The sequence below is a fragment of the uncultured Microscilla sp. genome, assembly GCF_947493425.1.
Taxonomy (GTDB): Bacteria; Bacteroidota; Bacteroidia; order Cytophagales; family Microscillaceae; genus Microscilla.
Window position 1 is genome coordinate 1 of the sequence record NZ_CANLRP010000054.1, and the last position, 17569, is coordinate 17569.

16 protein-coding genes are annotated in these 17569 nt (G+C 41.5%); 8 read left to right on the plus strand and 8 right to left on the minus strand.

All coding sequences use genetic code 11. The annotated features are described in order from the left end of the window. Positions 1–79 precede the first annotated feature (79 nt). Both Q0954_RS15295 and Q0954_RS15300 read right to left on the minus strand, forming a co-directional pair. Positions 80–430, minus strand: coding sequence for a hypothetical protein (locus Q0954_RS15295; RefSeq protein ID WP_299458307.1), 351 nt, complete (start codon positions 428–430; stop codon positions 80–82). A gap of 202 nt (positions 431–632) precedes the next feature. Next, entirely contained in the window at positions 633–1007 is a 375-nt protein-coding gene (locus tag Q0954_RS15300; protein WP_299458308.1) for a hypothetical protein, read from the minus strand. A 437-nt stretch (positions 1008–1444) separates the two neighbouring features. Between Q0954_RS15300 and Q0954_RS15305 the strand changes: the two genes are divergently transcribed. After that, a complete protein-coding gene (locus Q0954_RS15305) occupies positions 1445–2215 on the plus strand; it encodes a sulfite exporter TauE/SafE family protein (protein ID WP_299458310.1) in 771 nt (256 codons plus the stop codon). A 9-nt stretch (positions 2216–2224) separates the two neighbouring features. Here the strand turns inward: Q0954_RS15305 and Q0954_RS15310 are convergent, their stop codons facing one another. Together Q0954_RS15310 and Q0954_RS15315 are read right to left on the minus strand one after the other, a co-directional pair. Next, a complete protein-coding gene (locus tag Q0954_RS15310; RefSeq protein ID WP_299458313.1) occupies positions 2225–3019 on the minus strand; it encodes an ABC transporter substrate-binding protein in 795 nt (264 codons plus the stop codon). Positions 3020–3127: 108 nt separating this feature from the next. Beyond that, positions 3128–3298: a hypothetical protein gene (locus tag Q0954_RS15315; RefSeq protein WP_299458315.1), complete on the minus strand. Its 171-nt coding sequence runs from the start codon at positions 3296–3298 to the stop codon at positions 3128–3130. A 334-nt stretch (positions 3299–3632) separates the two neighbouring features. Here Q0954_RS15315 and Q0954_RS15320 point away from each other — a divergent pair, with 334 nt between their 5' ends. The 4 genes from Q0954_RS15320 to Q0954_RS15335 all read left to right on the plus strand — a co-directional run bounded on the left by Q0954_RS15320 (position 3633) and on the right by Q0954_RS15335 (position 8111). Next, a complete protein-coding gene (locus Q0954_RS15320; RefSeq protein ID WP_299458317.1) occupies positions 3633–4994 on the plus strand; it encodes an OmpA family protein in 1362 nt (453 codons plus the stop codon). A 261-nt stretch (positions 4995–5255) separates the two neighbouring features. Beyond that, a complete protein-coding gene (locus Q0954_RS15325) occupies positions 5256–6068 on the plus strand; it encodes a hypothetical protein (protein WP_299458318.1) in 813 nt (270 codons plus the stop codon). 213 nt (positions 6069–6281) lie between these two features. Then, positions 6282–6965: a hypothetical protein gene (locus Q0954_RS15330; protein WP_299458321.1), complete on the plus strand. Its 684-nt coding sequence runs from the start codon at positions 6282–6284 to the stop codon at positions 6963–6965. Between the two features lie 126 nt (positions 6966–7091). Beyond that, positions 7092–8111 (plus strand): hypothetical protein, encoded by a 1020-nt coding sequence (locus tag Q0954_RS15335; RefSeq protein WP_299458323.1) that lies wholly within the window; start codon positions 7092–7094, stop codon positions 8109–8111. A gap of 280 nt (positions 8112–8391) precedes the next feature. On the opposite strand, the gene Q0954_RS15340 is transcribed toward Q0954_RS15335, so the two are convergent. Then, positions 8392–9909, minus strand: a complete 1518-nt coding sequence (locus Q0954_RS15340; RefSeq protein ID WP_299458325.1) for an OmpA family protein — start codon at positions 9907–9909, stop codon at positions 8392–8394. Positions 9910–10200: 291 nt separating this feature from the next. Between Q0954_RS15340 and Q0954_RS15345 the strand changes: the two genes are divergently transcribed. Continuing rightward, positions 10201–10707 (plus strand): hypothetical protein, encoded by a 507-nt coding sequence (locus tag Q0954_RS15345; protein ID WP_299458326.1) that lies wholly within the window; start codon positions 10201–10203, stop codon positions 10705–10707. Between the two features lie 55 nt (positions 10708–10762). Here the strand turns inward: Q0954_RS15345 and Q0954_RS15350 are convergent, their stop codons facing one another. Beyond that, complete coding sequence (locus Q0954_RS15350) at positions 10763–11212, minus strand: DUF2147 domain-containing protein (RefSeq protein WP_299458327.1); 450 nt, start codon at positions 11210–11212, stop codon at positions 10763–10765. A gap of 346 nt (positions 11213–11558) precedes the next feature. After that, positions 11559–12890, minus strand: a complete 1332-nt coding sequence (locus Q0954_RS15355; protein WP_299458328.1) for a hypothetical protein — start codon at positions 12888–12890, stop codon at positions 11559–11561. Positions 12891–13400: 510 nt separating this feature from the next. Between Q0954_RS15355 and Q0954_RS15360 the strand changes: the two genes are divergently transcribed. Both Q0954_RS15360 and Q0954_RS15365 read left to right on the plus strand, forming a co-directional pair. Next, positions 13401–13913 carry a hypothetical protein gene (locus tag Q0954_RS15360; protein ID WP_299458330.1) on the plus strand — a complete coding sequence of 171 codons (513 nt, stop codon included), beginning with the start codon at positions 13401–13403 and terminating at the stop codon, positions 13911–13913. Between the two features lie 33 nt (positions 13914–13946). Continuing rightward, entirely contained in the window at positions 13947–16046 is a 2100-nt protein-coding gene (locus Q0954_RS15365) for a nucleotidyl transferase AbiEii/AbiGii toxin family protein (RefSeq protein ID WP_299458332.1), read from the plus strand. 8 nt (positions 16047–16054) lie between these two features. On the opposite strand, the gene Q0954_RS15370 is transcribed toward Q0954_RS15365, so the two are convergent. Continuing rightward, complete coding sequence (locus tag Q0954_RS15370; RefSeq protein ID WP_299458334.1) at positions 16055–17398, minus strand: deoxyribodipyrimidine photo-lyase; 1344 nt, start codon at positions 17396–17398, stop codon at positions 16055–16057. Positions 17399–17569 lie beyond the last annotated feature (171 nt).

Sequence of the window (17569 nt, forward strand, 5' to 3'; positions counted from 1 at the left end):
GCCGCGTTTTTTGACCTCGCCTGACCAAAAAATATTTCCTTAAACTATAGAACTTTATTTTTGCATCGTTCCTTATGTCTTACTTCCTTACAATCTTCAGTTTTTCTTTAAAAGAAATGATCTCGCCACTTTCTCCTTGAGATTTGATGATAAAATCAACGTCTTTCTTCACTGTATAGTCTTTGAGCAACTTCTTGGGATATTCATGGTTCCGGAGGTCATCAATGATTTGAGAAACTACATTGGCTTCCTCAAAGTTTTCCTCCATCAATATTTCGTCGCGGTATTGCTCAAATAGTTCAGGGGTAAACTCCTGATAGCTTGATCCTCGTTTGAATAAACGTGCCAAAATAACAATGATAATAGCTACCAGTACAATACCCAATATAAAACCGACGCCAATGCCAATGCCTTGTAATAAATAACTCATAGTGAAATAGTGTGTTAAAAAACGTGCTTTAATAATATTGCTGATGTAAACCCCGAATGATTGTTGGTTAACATACAACGTTTAATATATACCCCAGGTTGTACACAACCTACCTATAAAATCTAACTGGCGACAAGTATTTTTTGGCAAATTTGCTACCAGAAAGAGGAATGCTGACAAAACGTCTTGTGTATGCTCAGGTTTAGTTTACTACCACTTCAGATACCCTCTGTAAAGCATCAATACGTACCCGCAACGTTCGGCCCAAGCTACCCTTGTTACCTTTGCACTGACTGCCTGCATCTATAAAGTAGACATAAAAACGTTGATTTCTGCGATACAATTCATTTTTATCCGGACGCCCCAGCAATTGCATAAGCTGCCCTGCTTCTACTTTGACCAATTTATCTTTGTTTTTTTCCAGTGCGGGTAATAAAGCAGCTCGGTAATTTTTACAGGCATTGGGGTCCTCTTTCCATTTTTTGGCATCAAACCCCTCTATTTCAGGAGCCGATTTGCAGCTAAATAAGATATTTATCAACCCTAAAAATAGTACATAGTAAATCGTTTTTCTCATAAATGCAAAAATAACGAATATATATGATTGAATAGCAGAGTTTCTTTATAAAACCCGCTTTTACCCCGCCTCACCCACGGGGTCAGATGCTAATAGGCTTTGGGTGATCTCACTGTTTTTGAGCAGAGTTCAGTTTTTTCGCTTAAAAACTCCCGGCTTTAATAACCTTTTGTCAGACAAGTTGTTCAAATTTGACTCATAAATATGTGGTAAGTAAGTAGCAGTGAGCAATTAGCTATAAGTCCTTAGATACCGATGCATATCGGTGCTACAAGTAAAGATAACTCTCTAATAATATGATAGTTATACTTGCATATTAGGTATATTTAATTTTGTCTTGGTACATACTAAGTGCAAAACCTCTCTACTCTTTTTTTGACTAATGTCCCCCTAGTATTTGCACCTGGATAGGGCAATGCATAGTTTTGCGCACATATATGGCATTATTTATATTCGACTTATCTTCTTCACTCCAGCTCAGCTGGCTTTCGTGGGTACTTGCCGGGCTTGCTGGCTTTATCATAGGCGTGTCCAAGGCAGGCATTAAAGGGATTTCTATTATGGTAGTTACCCTTATGGCAATGGTGTTTGGGGGCAAAGCCTCTACTGGTATTATACTGCCTTTGCTGTTGGTAGGCGATGTGTTTGCCGTTATCTACTACCACCGCTACACCGAATGGCATCACCTTAAGCGTTTGTTGCCCGCCATGATGCTGGGCGTAGTAATAGGCGCCTGGATAGGCAAAGATTTACCCGAAAGGGTATTTAAGCAAATGATGGCAGCCATTATACTTGCCACTGTAGCCATGATGTATTGGTGGGATCGACAAAAAAACAAACAAGTACCCAATCATTGGTGGTTTGCCATCATGATGGGGCTCATGGCGGGTTTTACTACTATGATAGGTAACCTTGCCGGGGCATTTACCAACTTGTTTTTTCTGGCTATGCGTTTGCCCAAAAATAATTTTATAGGCACGGCTGCCTGGCTATTTTTACTCATCAACCTGTTCAAACTACCCTTTCATATTTTTGCCTGGCAAACCATCACCTTAGACACTGTAAGCCTTGATGTTCGTTTGGTACCCCTGGTTTTGCTGGGCTTGTTGACAGGGGTGCGCCTGGTCAGAAAAATAAACGAACGCTATTACCGCAAACTTATTCTTATACTCACTGGTATAGGCGCCATTGTGATATTATTGAAGTAGGCAAGTTTATCAAACGGTCACCTCGTTTAACAATTGCCTAAAATAAGCCGGAGCCAAACGCAACCGACTGCCATACCACGAAAAAAGCTCCCCATCTACCAACAAGACTTTAGCCTGGGGACAAGCCTGTTGAAACTCTTCCAGGTGTTTTTGTTTAAAGGGGTAAGGTTCAGACGATAACAAAATAATATCGGGCAATTGTGCTTCCAGTTGTTCGAGGCTTATTTCGGGATAACGGGGCTGATGAGCAAATACATTTTGCCAGCCACAGTGTTTGAGCATTTCGTCGATAAAATTTTGGCTGCCAGCCACCATATAGGGCTTGCGCCAAATAAAGTAAGCAACCTTGGCAGAAAATGCTTGGTCGGGTAGTACAAATGCGTCAAATTGGTCTTTTATCTGTTGTATGAGCACTTGAGCACGTGGGCTGGTCTGGGTGATTTCGCCCAATTGCTGCATCATTTGCAAAGCATCGTCCAAAGTAAAGATGTCGCTCATCCATACTGGGTACTTTTTTGCCAAGGTGTCAATGCCTTCCTGGTAGTTTTCTTCTTTGTTGCCAATAATCAGGTCGGGCTTAAGTGCATCTATGCGGTCAAAGTGAAAGTTTTTGGTGCCTCCTATATGGGTTTTAGTAGCACATAAAGCCTTAGGGTGCACGCAAAACTTAGTGATACCTACTATTTGGTCTTGCAACCCTAAGTCAAACAAAAGTTCAGTTTGTGAGGGCACCAAAGACACAATACGCTGAGGAAAGTCAGCAATGGTTACCTTACGTTGCATTTGATCAGTAAATACAGGCATAATTATAAGAGTTGTTGAACGACAAAGGTACAATATTGGACATAAAAAAAGCACACCCTGAATACAGAGTATGCCTAGATACATTTTCCCAATTGAACGGGGAGGTGTTTATTTTTTTCCTGCTTTTGAGCCAAATACGAAACGGTACGCACCAATTACTAAAACGGCGGCAACTGCTATAAACAGAATATTGCGTAGCATTCCAGCGAGGAACTTAAACGCAACCAAACCGACTACAATTAGTACTACAAAAAAAACAAGTTTTGTTGTTTTATTCATGTCTTATATAGATTTTGTTTCTGCGAATGATATAATAAATAAACGAAAATTTAACGTTTTGTGCAAGTTTTACCTTGATTCTCGTAATATGCATAACGAGTATTGTGTAATGCAAGTTACATTTTTATACCTAGTATTCAAAGGATTTAGGTAATTTAATCAGCATACTCAAATAGATTTGCCACTTCAAAAAACGGCATTTTGCCTGAAATTTCATTACTTTATCTCCCAGTTATTATGTTATACATTAACTTATACGTTTTTTAGTGTAACGAAGCTTTTCAAACGCTTTACTTTTTCTATAAACTTTGCCCAAGTGCCAAAACAACAAACAATGAAGAGACACCTACTCGAACATTTTACTGTTTTATTACTCATTTTTTGCATAGGAGCTGAGGGCTACGCCCAAATCAAGATAAACACGCCCAAAACCAAAAAAACCAACTTCAATGTAGCCACTGTTGCACTCACACTGACGGCCAAAGACGCTGAAAACCGCCAAAAGTTTTTGCGCCCCCAGGTACAGGTACTCAACGACTCTACCAAGCAGGCGTTGAGCGGGTTTCCGGGTAGTTTTGCCCAAGATCAACTCAGCCTAAACCTGCCTATTTATAAAAAGTACCAAATTAAATTGAGCCTTGCCGACTATGCCGATACTACTCTTGTTTATGACCTTACGGGCACAAAGGTTAACTATAAAGACAAGCAACAGGTATTGATGCGCCCCCAAAGGGTGGCTTTTGGGCTAAAAGTAAGCGATGTAGAAACAGGAAACGATGTGCCAGTAAATGTGGTATTGAACAACAAAAACCGAAATGAGCAAATTACACTGAACAACAAAGACCGAAACAAAGATGGTGTATACAAGGTAGGTATCCGCGAGAAAGACGATTACGATGTAGAGATAAAAGATGGCAATAACCTGGCAATTTATAAAGGGAAAATAAACAAAAACAAAGGAACTAACTTCTTGATAACCGCCCAAAAGGTGCAAGGTTATAATATATATACAGTGCGCCAATTTAAAGATGCAGCAAACCTAAAAGACGCGAGTTTGCTGGCAGTAAAGGGGGGAAAGACGGTGTCGTTGAATGTACAAGATTTAGAAACAGATGAAAATATAAAAGCAGGGGCTATTTTTACCAACAAAAACCGTAACGAACAAATTATTATTCATCCGACAACAGGTTCGGGCAAGGCTATTCAAGTGAAACTACGTGAAGGCGATGAATACGATATGGAAGTAAACGCCTCGAAAAACTATTTTTTCCATACCCAAAAAATAAAAGTTCGGCCAAAGGGCGCTTCAAAAGATGTAACAGTAAGGCTCACCAAGTTAAAAACCGGGGCTAAGATTGCCCTGAACGATATTTATTTTGACTTTAACTCGGCAGCACTCAAAGACTCTTCTTTTATAGAGCTCGATCGGGTAGTAAAAATGCTGCGGACCAACCCTAAGGTAAAGTTGAGTATAGAAGCTCACACCGATAATGTAGGAAGTAAGAGGAAGAATTTGAAACTGTCGAACCGACGTGCCAAAAGTGTAGCAGATTATCTCAAAGAAAAGAAAATTGGCCAAAACAGATTGGTCACCAAGGGGTTTGGTGAAGACCGCCCTCTGGTGCCCAATACCAGCAAAAAGAACAAGGCTAAAAATCGAAGGGTAGAACTGCGGGTAATTCGCTCGACACAGTAAACCCACAAATGTAGTATTACAAAAAACCGTGACTTAAACTTAGGAATGGTACCAAAATAAATTTACATTCTTAACCTCATCTTTTGAGGCTATACTTTGTTAAAAAATAGCCGAATAGCGATGCTATTAGTCGGCCATCCCTCAAGCTCGCTCAATATCCACTGGATATTGCCGTGCCGCGTATAGCAACAAAATATTTTAGCGTTACTATAGAAATTTATTTTTACACCATTCCTTAAAATAAACAATAAGGGGTATTTTATGATAAAACTTCTAATAAGGTCAGTAATGATACTGGGGCTTTTTGCTGGCATCGCCAACGCCCAGATAGATTTCCAACAGCGTAACCCGGTACTACAAAAAGACAGCAACCGTATTATGATTGGCTATAGCATAATAGAAACCAACGCCAAACCAGGTGACTACCTGGCTACTTATAACATTCAACTGACGTATACTCAAGATGGCGGCGCTACTTTTATAGGACCCCTTACCCAAGTAAAAGGTGATGTGGGCAATGAGCTGATTGCTGGAAAAGACCAAAAAATATATTGGTATTACCTGGCCGAAGGCAATGGGTTTGACGGGCAAAATGTAGAGTTTAAGGTAGATGCCTCGTATGAACCTTTCTTAGGTGGTCCAATCAATGCGTTGCGTTCGGCATTGTTGCCAGGTTGGGGCAATGTGTATGTAAAGAAACCCCGTAAAAAATGGAAATGGCGCTGGATGCTTACTGCGGCGGGCACTTATGGGCTTATTGCGGGTAGTTTGTATTTAAAGCAGTTGTCGAACAACAACTACCAAAAGTACCTGGAGGCAACTACCTTAAGCGAAACCCAGGATTTGTATAAGCGAGCCAACCAGCAAAACCTGCTTGCTACTACAGCAGCGGTGTTGGCGGCGGGTTTATGGGCTTACGACATAGTAAAAGTGGCTATAAGAGGAGGACATAACAAAAAACGAAAGAAAAGAATTATCAGACGAAACCTGCAAAGAAGGCAGCAAAAGGTGATCAGCCTGGGGTATAACCCCGTATTTAACTCTTCTACTATAGGATTTTTATGGAAGTTTTAAAACAATAGCTCAAACTACTGCATTGGGGATTAAATAAATATATTATTTATTCGAGGGTATTTTGTTTGCTGACGCACTTCAAAAAGTGCGCATAGCCAAAGCTACGTAAACTTTTTGAAGTAAAGTAAGCGGGCTAAAGACTCCGAATAATATGATAGGAATTTAGTTTCCAGTGCACCACTCCCAATATTTAATTTTGATTTGGCACTTACAATGACAAGAACTGGACTTTATATGTTTTTTTGCCTGATGGCACTTTCTGCCTGTGACCTGGTGCAACTGGAACGAAAAAATTTTGTGGCCACCGGAACCACTGATAGCCTGGACTATACCAACGCCACCATTACAGGTACGCTACGCGATGTAAGCAACCGCAATGGTAGTAGGGTAAAGCAACATGGACACTGTTGGGATACCGTTATTAACCCTATGGTAGAAGAAGGCAAACAATTTACCGAACTAGGCGAAAAACGCAAAGCGGGCAATTATACCAGTAGCCTTACCCCGCTCCAACCTGGCGCTACTTATTTTGTGAGGGGGTATACTTATGACAATGAAAATGGCTTTATCTATGGCGAAAACTATAAGTTTACTGTTCCCAGGGTTACTACTTTTATAGTGATTGTAAAAGACACCAGCGCTCAGGCAATAGGTAAACTAGACCTTGTGCCTACAAATCCTGTCATAGAGCACGGACATTGTTGGTCAATCAATGAAAACCCTACCATTGCTGACAGTGTTACAGCGTTGGGCGCCAAATCTGACAGTCTTGATTTTATAAGTAATATAGGTTACCTAAACAGAGAAACCGAATATAATGTACGCACATACATTATTACCCAAAAAGACACTTTGTATGGACAGAATGGCTTGTTTACCACGCTCCCAAAAAAATAATTGGTAAACAACAATTCGTTGGTGCCACCTTGTCTTGTCATATAAAACGTATACAGGATGGCACAACTTTAGCGGGAGTAAATGTACTTAATCCATCTATTATTAAAATAACAGGCATAATAAATTATGAAAAGGTTTTTCATTTTAGGGGTGTTTTCTCTGATATTTGACAGTGTGGCTTTACAGAAAACTTACGCCAATAATGATCCTGCTTACTCTATCAATTACCCCATTGCAAAACAAATTATTCAAACTGTATCGAAAAAACTCAATACAAGTATCACTACCCTCAAACAAAGGCTGGTAGCTTATAAAAACACTTTTTTTGCCAAAGAAAAGCTTGAAAAAGATACCCTGATCAAACAACTCCATGCTTTGCGCGATAAGTATTACCAGTATAGAGTATGGTTGGTTGCCCGAAAAATGGAAGGAAAAAATATTTACCATAACTACGGCTACAATGGCAAAAATGACGAAAGCAACACGTGTGTAAATGGATGGTGCCAGGTAATGGCAGGCACTGGAGTAGGCAAATTGCGTGAGCTGGCGTATGGCAAGGTACACCTCCTAAAAAAAACCTTGGAAATAGAAAAACAAAAGCTACAGGCAAAAACACCAGGGAAGAAAATAAAAGCCAACCTTTCGCAAAAAATACCTCAATATATCAATGTAGAACGCCTGGTAAGCAAAACCAGCGACTTAGGCTTTATTCCTATAGATGTAGACCTTGCCAAACGAGGCGATATGTTGGTGCAGTATTATTGGAAACAACGCCAGGAATTTGTTTTTGCCCCTCAACACGTGAGCATATTAGACTATGTACTCGACTACAAAAACGGGATATATGAAATAAGAGATTGGCACGAAGGCATCAAAGGGCAACCCTATATTTACCGAAATGGCTATAATATGGAATCGAGTTTTAATAACCTGCTCACGTATAACAACATGTATTTTGGTTATACTGGTCAGCGGGGGCAAGAGCGCAACTTGATAAGTAAAAACAAAAACATATACCAGGCTTTTGGCTACTTTGGCAACCAAACAGAAAAAGCCCGAATGATTGTACTAAAGCTAGACATTAGCCGTGCCCGCCTTGTTGTTTATAAAAAAGTATTTGAAGTGTTGCTGGCATCGGTAGAATAATTACCTGATGTTACGCAGTAAGTTCTAAGTCTGCTTATTTATATTGTTCTATGGCTTTATTGTTTGATAGTTACGCGATGCATTGCATCACTAATGTAGCAATATAACTGTATCACAGTAGAAATTAAAACGACAAAGTAAATCTGCGTAATTTGAGTAATTACTTGTTTTTTTTAGGAGTGTTCATTTGCCTGTAGTTTGTCACAAAACCAAATGACTGGTAAACGCCATTTTTTGAACACTCCTTTTGTTCTCATTGATGCTATTGATCAATAGTCATCTAAAACTCCAACACCTCAAACTCTACCCTACGGTTTCTTATCCTGCCCTTTTGGGTGTTGTTATCAGCGATAGGTTGGCTTGCACCAAATCCTTTGACCTTGATTCGGTTACGGGCAATGCCCTTGTTTGCCAGGTAGTTGCGTACACTACGTGCCCTATGCTGCGACAAAAGCTGATTACGGGTGGCTCCCCCCTGGTTGTCGGTGTGACCGTTCAGTTGAATCACCATTTTTGGGTATTCGTTTAAAGTACGTACCAGGCGGTTAAGCTCGTCGAACGAGGTGCTTTCTATTTTGGAGCTCGATACCCCAAAAAATAAATTATTCAACAAAATTTTCACCCCCTTTTCTATTGGGGTCACAAACAAATCTACCTTTATCTCTTTGTAGTTTTTAAGTCCGGTAAGGTCTATGTTTTCACTAATGGGGTAATACCCTTTTTTGGTAGCAAAGTACCCATACTTATGCCTGGCGGGTAGTGTTACTTCATAGTTGCCGCTTTTTGGGTCAGACGATGACACCCCTACCTCGGTATTTTTGGCAAGATGACGGTAAGAAATAGCAGTACCTATGGGCTTTTTTGTTTTGGCATCGAGCACCCTTCCAGTGATCAATACTACGGGGGTTGGTCGCAGTTTTTCGTGCAGTTTTACCCTAAAAATTTCTCGGTTTCGACGGCGACTTTCGCGGTGAAAATAAGCATATTCGCCCGAAGCAGGTAAATACAAACCACTCTCGCTCTCCTGGGTGTTGATAGAGGGTCCCAGGTTGAGCGGGGTAGACCATTTTTGCCAGCTATCGTCAAGTCGACGACTCAGGTACAAATCGCTGCCCCCAAAGCCCGGATGCCCTACAGAGGCAAAATAAAGGGTCACATTATCGGGCGCCAAAAAAGCTATAGACTCAATCGCTTTGGTATTAATGGTGGCTCCCAAAGACTTAGGCTCGCTCCAGGAACCATCGGGCGCTTTAAACAATACAAAAATATCTCCTTTGCGTGAAATCAGCATTGTCTGAAGATCATTGCCTACAAAGATATTTTCTCCCTTAGCGTTCTTTCTTGTCTTGTGCCGATAGAAGTTTTCGGGGGTTGTCCAGCCATCGGTGGTGCGTTTTGACACCTTTACTCCAGTATACCCTTTGGGTGCTCCCCAAACAATGAGGGTATTATTATTAGGCGCATTGACCAAGCTCCGGTAGCCTTCGTTAACGGGTTTGCCCAGGTTTTTTGCCAATGACCAAACTCCTCCTGCTGCCATAGTAGCGTACCAAATATCCTGATCACGCTTGTCATATTTGTATTCTGTGTTTCCGGGGTGCCCTTCACGGGTAAAGTACAAAATCTTACCATCGGGTGAAATCACTGGGTAAGACTCATCACTTTTTGAGTTGACGTTTTCTCCCAAATCTTCAGCCTTATAATACTCGATGTTTTTCAGATAATTAATATCATCATTTTGGGCAAGCGTAGGCAAGCACGCCATCACCGCCCATAAGATACATAATAGCTTTTTCATTGTTGTTAGCTTTAAAATTCTGGGTGAAGATAGGGTGTTCAAGTCATAAAGCCAACTCTCCGATTCACCTTTAAAAAGGGCCAGACGAAAACTCACCCCAAAAAACACTGCTATCATTCACAATGAAGTGCAGCCTATACTTATGAAAGACACAACATTATGCCCAACAAAGGAAAAGTACAATTATATCGAGGTTATGCCTAGAAATCATCATCAAACTAGCCCATATCGTTTGATCTAACAATGGACTTTGCTAAACTTGCCTTCTAAAACAAACAAAACAGTAAGCAAATGTTGATGAGTAGGTGGAAAAAACTGAAGGTAATGGTGGCCATTGTATTGATTCTACTAATTGGTGGCATTATTTTATTTCCTTTTGTGTTTACCTTCATTATTATTGGGGGGACTTTGCGCCTCATTCGAAACCAACGCGCCAGTAATGCTTACCAAAGTTATATAAAAAGTTTGGAAGGTAAAGACTTTTTTTGTTATAACAACCGCGAAAAAGGACGAAGGTATATCGAACATGAAATATTGCCCACCTTGCCCCCCCAAGTAGAAGTGCTCTATCTACAAGGCAGGCGCATTGATAGCCAGCAACCCTACAATGGGCAACACTTACTCAAAACCTTTCACAATTTTGATCATTTCACCCAGTTTCCTCATTTATTAAAAATAAGAAATGGTCAAGCCATTAGTTGTTCGCTATTCCATGAATTGTTTGAGTGTCTTGATAAAGAGGGCAATAAAGACACAATGTTAGATAAGATTCAACATTTTTTTGCGCAAGAAGCATAAAAAAAGCCGATTAGTATAACACCAATCGGCTTGCAAATTTTTCAATAAAAAGTGATTATTTTACCCGGTACCAATACTGAGTACGACCTACATAACGAGTCCCAATAAAACCTCTTACCTTAAGTTTGTCTTTGCCTTTGAGCGTAATATAACAACGGTAAGACTTGCCTTTATTTGGGTCAAAGATGCTGCCTCCATTGTATTCGTCATCATCTTTTGCCAATCCTTTTAAAATCAACATTCCCAATACTTTTTGACCTTTTTTTCCAAAGCCATTGTACTTTTCGGGACACTTGCTACAAGTAGCATCGCGTTTTTTAGGATCAAGAATTTTTACTACTCTTCCAAAAACAACCCCGCTTTTATTTTTGTATATTTTTACATGAGATTTGGCTTTACCTGTTTCGTCGTCAATGGTTTTCCATGTTCCCACCACATCTTGAGAGAATGCCTGGGTGCTCACAAAAAAAAGAGCGGCTAACAAAAATGTCGCGCTTAATTTCATATTTTTCTGGGTTTTAATATAGTGTGTTAGACAATGTGTTTACAATTGGTTTTTTAATGACCAACAGTCAAACGTAATAATTTTTCTGATACAATAACGGCGTTGAATTATTTTTATGCAAAAATATTCATAATTTTTAACTGCTACTTACAAGAAATAGTCCGATAAAAAACCTTGAATACTAAATAATGCTACAAACACTGCATAAAGTACTATAAACTACCGAGTGGGTCTTTTGTTTAAAACTAGTAAAAAGGTGTTTTTTTTATGTAATATTCAGTAGTAATTAGGGCGCATAACCACACATTTTTTACCCAATCGCAGTAAATTTTACAAGAAGATAAAGCTACTTTTTCCTGCGACGTTTTCTTTTTTTGTACCTCGGAGACGTGAGCTTCATGTGAAACCTCTTTTTTTTGATTTTCACCAAGGTGTTGCCCACCTCTACCTCTTCACCATTGCGTAGTTTGGTTTGCATTTCAATTATGTCCTGGTCTATAGTATGCAGCGAACCATTGGTATAATAAGCCAACAATATATAATCAGGCATCATCTCTTTACCGCATAAGATCACCCTTATTGGACGTTTAAGCCGCACAAGTTCTTTGAGGAGTGGGTAGTCACGTATTTGCGAGCTGGCATCGGCAATCAGAATCACCTCTTTGCAATCGGGAAACCTTCGAATGCCCTTTATAAGTGCTTCTATGTCGTTTTCGGGGGTATCGTCGCCTTTGCCGCTTTTTTCTGCCTTATGCATGGCACCTATTACCACATCCAGGCTTTGCGCACTGGCATAATGCAAACCTCCGGTGTGTCCCATCACCTTTTCGCCCAGCGTTTTACCGTCTCCATCGTTGAAAAACACAAAGCTTCTTAAGCGGTTTTTTTGTTGATGAAAAACCTCCATCCACACCAGCAACTGTGCCCCATGATGGTACATGCTACCCGTCCAGTCTACCACCACCAGCATACTGTCCCATCGGTTACGCTCAAATACCTTAAACACTGTCGAGTCTTCAGGCAAGTATTTTTGTTGGGCAATTTGGTAAAATGTACGAGGGTGGCTATAATCAATATTTTGTGCATCGAGCAAAGGCAAGTTGGTGAAGTCATACTTGGGGTTGGCTACAACAGGCACAGTATCAGGCTTGAGCACCAACTCAGGATTGTCGCTACCAATGTCGACCAAGGGGGCGTTGATGGTATCTTTGAGTGGATAAAAATAAACTACCAAGCCGTGAAAAAGCTGGTAAGCTTCAGCATAGGTATTGCAGCTATTTTGGCCAAAGTGCCTCCAGGCTATCTCTGAATCCTGTATTTTGAGAGGCAAATACTGCTGTAGGTTTGCAAGTCGCTTGCGGTTGAGTGTATCAAAAGACCGTTTTTTGGGAAATTGGGTATACACCAGGTCAATGGCAAATATCTTTTGCTTACGCAACCTTGCCAATGCTTTGGGGTTGATCGCCTCAAACTTGTCAAACGCCATGCGAAGTTTGATATAACCAGTGTCTACTTTAGGAAACTGGTATTTTTCTATTTGAAACTTTTGGGTACGCTGTAAAATTTCGTCTATTGCTTCACTGTTAACAGGTGGGGTTTGTGCCCCAGCCATTAAAGGAAAAACTACCCAAAGGGTTATTAATTTTATAATGTGTTTAAAACCTTGAAGGTGCCCCATTGAGTAGAGTTATTGATTGGTTACGTGGAACTTGTTTAAGGTTTAGCTTCGCTGAGCTTGCCCTAAAGGGCTGCGGTTCTCCAAATGATTCAAAACTAGCTTTTTGCTATCAAAGCATAAACCGTAAACAAGTTCATTAATATAAATAATCTTTAGCACTTATAAAAGAAATAGCTAAGGCTTAGACAACTTATATAACTATACCTGTGCAAAGCTCGTTACTGGAGAGCCATTGCTTTAACAAAGTGAATTTTACTCTGGCAGGTTTGTTTTAAATATCGAACAGGTTTATCTTGTTAGTTGTTTTTAAATGAATATGAACAACTTATGGACGTTACGCTGCTGTGGTAAAGTATACCCATTTTAATTATTGAGAACTTTATTAAAAGCGCTTGGCTTTGCTGAGCTCCTCCAAGGTAAAAACCTGTCTCATTTACTTTGTACACGTGGCGTAACTTAAGTAAATAACAATCAACAAGAGGAATTTGTTGAACTATACATGAAGTGTGAATGAATGCAATAAAATACGAGAAATGGGAAAGTTTTCGTCGTTTGGTGCTCAGCTATTTTAACCATTTGGGCAGGGCAGGCGATATAGAGTTGCTGCGCGAACCCAACGCCCAACAGTTGTACGCACTCAGAGCCTACCAAACTCCTGAGGGTTCTTTTATTAAAAAAATGACTTGGGACAGTGGTAAAGACTTTCAGAATTTTCAACAGGCCAACCTTTCAGGACAAATGAATTTACACGACTTTGCTCCTACCATTACCACCCAAACTTATTTGTTGGCACCAGATAGTTTTAGAGAACTCAACGAACATACCCAAGGGCTTGCCTTTACGATGCCTTTGCCACCTAAGCCCGAATTAATCATTCGTGATGGTACTTATCACGAACTGCGCCTGCACCACTACAGTGGTCATATCTCGCTCAAGTGGCACTCAGACTTACCCGAAGAGTGGTATATGCTCCAGCCGGTAATAGATAAGTTTCAAGCACTCGACATAGAGTTTTTTGTCTAATGTTATACGGTCAAAGAAGATAAAATCCCCCCCATGCCCATTCAACAACTACAACAAATAGCCCAACAATCTGTGTATACCCCCGCCGAACTGTTGCAACTGCACGTGTTCGAGGGTATCATTCGGCGAGTTGCCATGACTGAGTTTAGCCAAACACTGGTGCTACGGGGAGGAATGATGTCGCGGCACTGGTATGCACCGGGTAAATGGATGCCAAGCGATATTGATTTTATGGTGCCAACCCCAATAGCGGCTGAGGCAATGGAAGAGGCCTGGCGGCACATCTTAAGCCAGGTACCTGCTCCTGACGACCAGGTTCGTTTTTTAACTAAAGACCTACATAGTGAGGTAACTTGGGCTGAAGCCAAAGATCCAGGCTTACGTGTTTTTGTTCAGGCAGAAGTAGCCCAGCAGGATTCTCTGCTGAGCACCCAAATAGACATTAGTTACGCCGATCCGGTAGTACCTGCTGCCACCGTTCGTGCTTATACTACTGTGTTGGCAATACCTGCACTCCCGCAACTAAAAATGGTACACCGAGAAACCTCGGCAGGTTGGAAATTTTACGGTTTGTTTGAGCGCAAACGTGATAAATGGCGTCCCAAAGATTTGTTTGGCTTGTATTGGTTGCTTACTCATAATGACCTAAACCTTGCCCAGGTGATGGCATCTTTTCGGGAGACTTCAGTAGAGCGGGGCACTCCCCTAGGAATGGCGGCTCGTTTTTTTGAGGGCACTTTTGCCCGTGGTAAGGGTAGCCAACGCCTATGGCGGGGCTTTTGTCGAACACACCCTAGCTTTGACTTGCCCGAAAAAGTAGAAGAAGTAGTGCAAACCATCCGCCAGCAGTTAGCGCCACATTTCAAACAGTTGCTTCATACCCATAGCCACATGGTAGCTCTGGGCGAGCGGGGATTCCCCTTGATCAAACACCTCCAGGATGTATTGCCTGCCATTGCCGAACGCGACGAGTTTCAGGTATATACGCGTGATAGTTACCAAATAGTAGACTATAAAAATCAACTCAAGTATTCGTTTTTGCCCGTAGCTCAGGCAATGCACCCATCGGTGGCCAGTATTTATGCGCTCCGCCGCGAGTGTCGGGGGCTTATTTTCAACAAAAGGGGCGAGTTGGTACACCGCAAGTTGCACAAGTTTTTTAGAATAGACGAAAATGAAGAGAGTCGTCTGACCAATATTGACTGGACACACCCTTGCCTGGTACTTGAAAAACTAGACGGCTCGCTGGTGGCGCCTATAGTATGGCAAGGAACCCTGCGCTGGACTACCCGCAAAGGATTATCTACGATTGCTGATCAGGCAGGGGCTTTCGCCGAAAGGCAACAAAAAAACGGGGCAACTACTGGCTACCTACCTATGGTGCAGGCACTGCTCAAGGCGGGCTGGACTCCTTGCTTTGAGTGGTGTAGCCGCCAACATCCCATCGTGCTCGACCACCCCAACGACCGCCTGGTATTGACTGCAGTGCGTCATAATACCACAGGGCATTACCTCAACTTTGACACCATGGTGGCACTTGCCCAACGGCACCAAGTAGCATATATCAAACAGGTAGGCATTTTGACAAATGTTGAGGAAGCGCAACGTTTTATAGAGGCTGCCACCACAGAACGACAGGGCGAAGGGTATATTCTGCGTTTTCCGGATGACAGGTTTTATAAGGTAAAAAACAAATGGTACCAAAAACTACATCAACTCGTGGCACACGAAAGCAACGAAGTTTATATTTGGCAAGCAACCCTTAAGGGTGAAATAGCCGATATGCTGGCAGGGGTCGCTCCTGGCTTGCGCCCCAATATTCAAGCGTTTTCAAATACATTGGCGACAGCCGTTCAACACTTAACCCAATGGCTACAAGACTTTGTAATGGGGGCAAACGAGGCCATCAGCAAGGCTACCCACACCCCCATCGAAGCCAACAAATTGTTTGCCTTGAGCTACGCCCGTCGTCAAAATAATCTGCGAGAGAGTTTGGCTTTTAAAGGATGGCACGCTTACCAAACCCATGGCAAAGCCACCAATTTTGCCGAAATTGTCACCGAAATTTTACTGGCACACTGTCAAACCCGACAACGCTTGCAACGCATAAGAAGAAAAGTGCTGGAAGGATAGTTTTGTTGTTAGGCCGTTACCTCTTTGTTCAAACCCGCTTTGTAAGTATCCAGGGCGCGCTGTCTGGCAAACTTGTGCTCTACCATAGGCGCAGGGTAACGCGACAGCTCAAACTCAGGCACCCATTGCCTGATATACTGGCGTTGCTTGTCAAACTTTTCGGTTTGGGCATAAGGATTAAATACCCTGAAATAAGGGGCAGCATCGCAACCTGAGCCTGCCGCCCACTGCCACCCTCCGTTATTTGCCGAAAGGTCATAGTCAAGCAATTTTTTGGCAAAGTACGCCTCTCCCCATCTCCAGTCTATTAACAAATGTTTGGTCAAAAAGCTCGCTGTAATCATACGTACCCTGTTGTGCATAAAACCAGTGGTGTTCAACTCGCGCATGCCAGCGTCTACTATAGGATAGCCCGTGGTTCCCTCACACCAACGCTTAAACTCATCGGGGTTGTTTCGCCATTGAATGCGATCGTAAGCAGGTTTAAACGATTGTTTGACTACGTGTGGAAAGTTGTATAGAATCATCATATAAAACTCCCGCCAAATCAACTCATTGAGCCAGGTATCACTGTATTTTTGGGCAGCCTTTACTATTTTGCGAATACTTACGGTACCAAAACGCAAGTGCACACTGAGGCGGCTGGTACCTTGTACTGCCGGAAAGTCGCGGTTTTGCTGGTAGTCAATCACCAACTGTTTTTTGATAGTTTTGGGCGGAAAATTCTTGTTTACATCCACAAACCCTGTTTTTTCTAAGGGCATCAGAGGTAATTGCGGGCTTAACTTAAGCAGATTTTGGGCGTATGATGCTATCAAACGTTCTTGTAGGTGGGCATCGGTCAGGTGGTGCTTCCATTTTTTGCTGTAAGGTGTAAACACTGTATAGGGTTTGTCGGCATTGGTCAGTACTTCTTGCTTTTCAAAAATCACCTGATCTTTGAAACTACGCCAGGCAATGCCCACATTTGAAAGTGTTTGCTGTACTTTTTCATCGCGTTGCCGAGCATAGGGTTCATAGTCATGGTTGGTATAAACCGATTTTACCCGATAGGTTTTGCCGTTGAGGGTTATACCGACTTGCGCCAATTGCTCAAATACTTGTTCGGGATAGTCGTAGTACACCTTTAGGCTGCTTTGGTGATCATCGACAAGCGATTGTTGTATTTGCTGCAATGCATCATAAATGTAAGCAACCCGAAGGTCTTTTTTATCTTCGAGATCATCTAAAATGTGGCGATCAAAAATGAAAATGGGCAGTACATTTTGTTCGTTTTTCAATGCTTCATATAAACCCGTATTGTCGTGCAACCTTAAGTCGCGGCGAAACCAAAAAACAGTGATTGAATTCATGCAGAAGAAATTCTTTAGGAATGTGTCAAATTGATATTGATTTACACAAAACCTCTCCACCACTAAATTGTTTTCATAAATCAGTGATTGGTACCTTTTTTAGTAAAATGGAAAAAATAAAGTAATCCAAAAGAAGGCAGTATCTGTTTGTTGGACGATGAAAAAAATCTT

Bases quoted from the DNA above. Each gene is read 5' to 3' on its own strand.
- Q0954_RS15335 (WP_299458323.1), top strand. From the start codon at position 7,092: ATGAAAAGGTTTTTCATTTTAGGGGTGTTTTCTCTGATATTTGACAGT.
- Q0954_RS15305 (WP_299458310.1), top strand. From the start codon at position 1,445: ATGGCATTATTTATATTCGACTTATCTTCTTCACTCCAGCTCAGCTGG.
- Q0954_RS15330 (WP_299458321.1), top strand. From the start codon at position 6,282: ATGACAAGAACTGGACTTTATATGTTTTTTTGCCTGATGGCACTTTCT.
- Q0954_RS15320 (WP_299458317.1), top strand. From the start codon at position 3,633: ATGAAGAGACACCTACTCGAACATTTTACTGTTTTATTACTCATTTTT.
- Q0954_RS15365 (WP_299458332.1), top strand. From the start codon at position 13,947: ATGCCCATTCAACAACTACAACAAATAGCCCAACAATCTGTGTATACC.
- Q0954_RS15310 (WP_299458313.1), bottom strand. From the start codon at position 3,019: ATGCCTGTATTTACTGATCAAATGCAACGTAAGGTAACCATTGCTGAC.
- Q0954_RS15345 (WP_299458326.1), top strand. From the start codon at position 10,201: ATGTTGATGAGTAGGTGGAAAAAACTGAAGGTAATGGTGGCCATTGTA.
- Q0954_RS15340 (WP_299458325.1), bottom strand. From the start codon at position 9,909: ATGAAAAAGCTATTATGTATCTTATGGGCGGTGATGGCGTGCTTGCCT.
- Q0954_RS15360 (WP_299458330.1), top strand. From the start codon at position 13,401: ATGAATGCAATAAAATACGAGAAATGGGAAAGTTTTCGTCGTTTGGTG.
- Q0954_RS15355 (WP_299458328.1), bottom strand. From the start codon at position 12,890: ATGGGGCACCTTCAAGGTTTTAAACACATTATAAAATTAATAACCCTT.
- Q0954_RS15315 (WP_299458315.1), bottom strand. From the start codon at position 3,298: ATGAATAAAACAACAAAACTTGTTTTTTTTGTAGTACTAATTGTAGTC.
- Q0954_RS15300 (WP_299458308.1), bottom strand. From the start codon at position 1,007: ATGAGAAAAACGATTTACTATGTACTATTTTTAGGGTTGATAAATATC.
- Q0954_RS15325 (WP_299458318.1), top strand. From the start codon at position 5,256: ATGATAAAACTTCTAATAAGGTCAGTAATGATACTGGGGCTTTTTGCT.
- Q0954_RS15370 (WP_299458334.1), bottom strand. From the start codon at position 17,398: ATGAATTCAATCACTGTTTTTTGGTTTCGCCGCGACTTAAGGTTGCAC.
- Q0954_RS15350 (WP_299458327.1), bottom strand. From the start codon at position 11,212: ATGAAATTAAGCGCGACATTTTTGTTAGCCGCTCTTTTTTTTGTGAGC.
- Q0954_RS15295 (WP_299458307.1), bottom strand. From the start codon at position 430: ATGAGTTATTTATTACAAGGCATTGGCATTGGCGTCGGTTTTATATTG.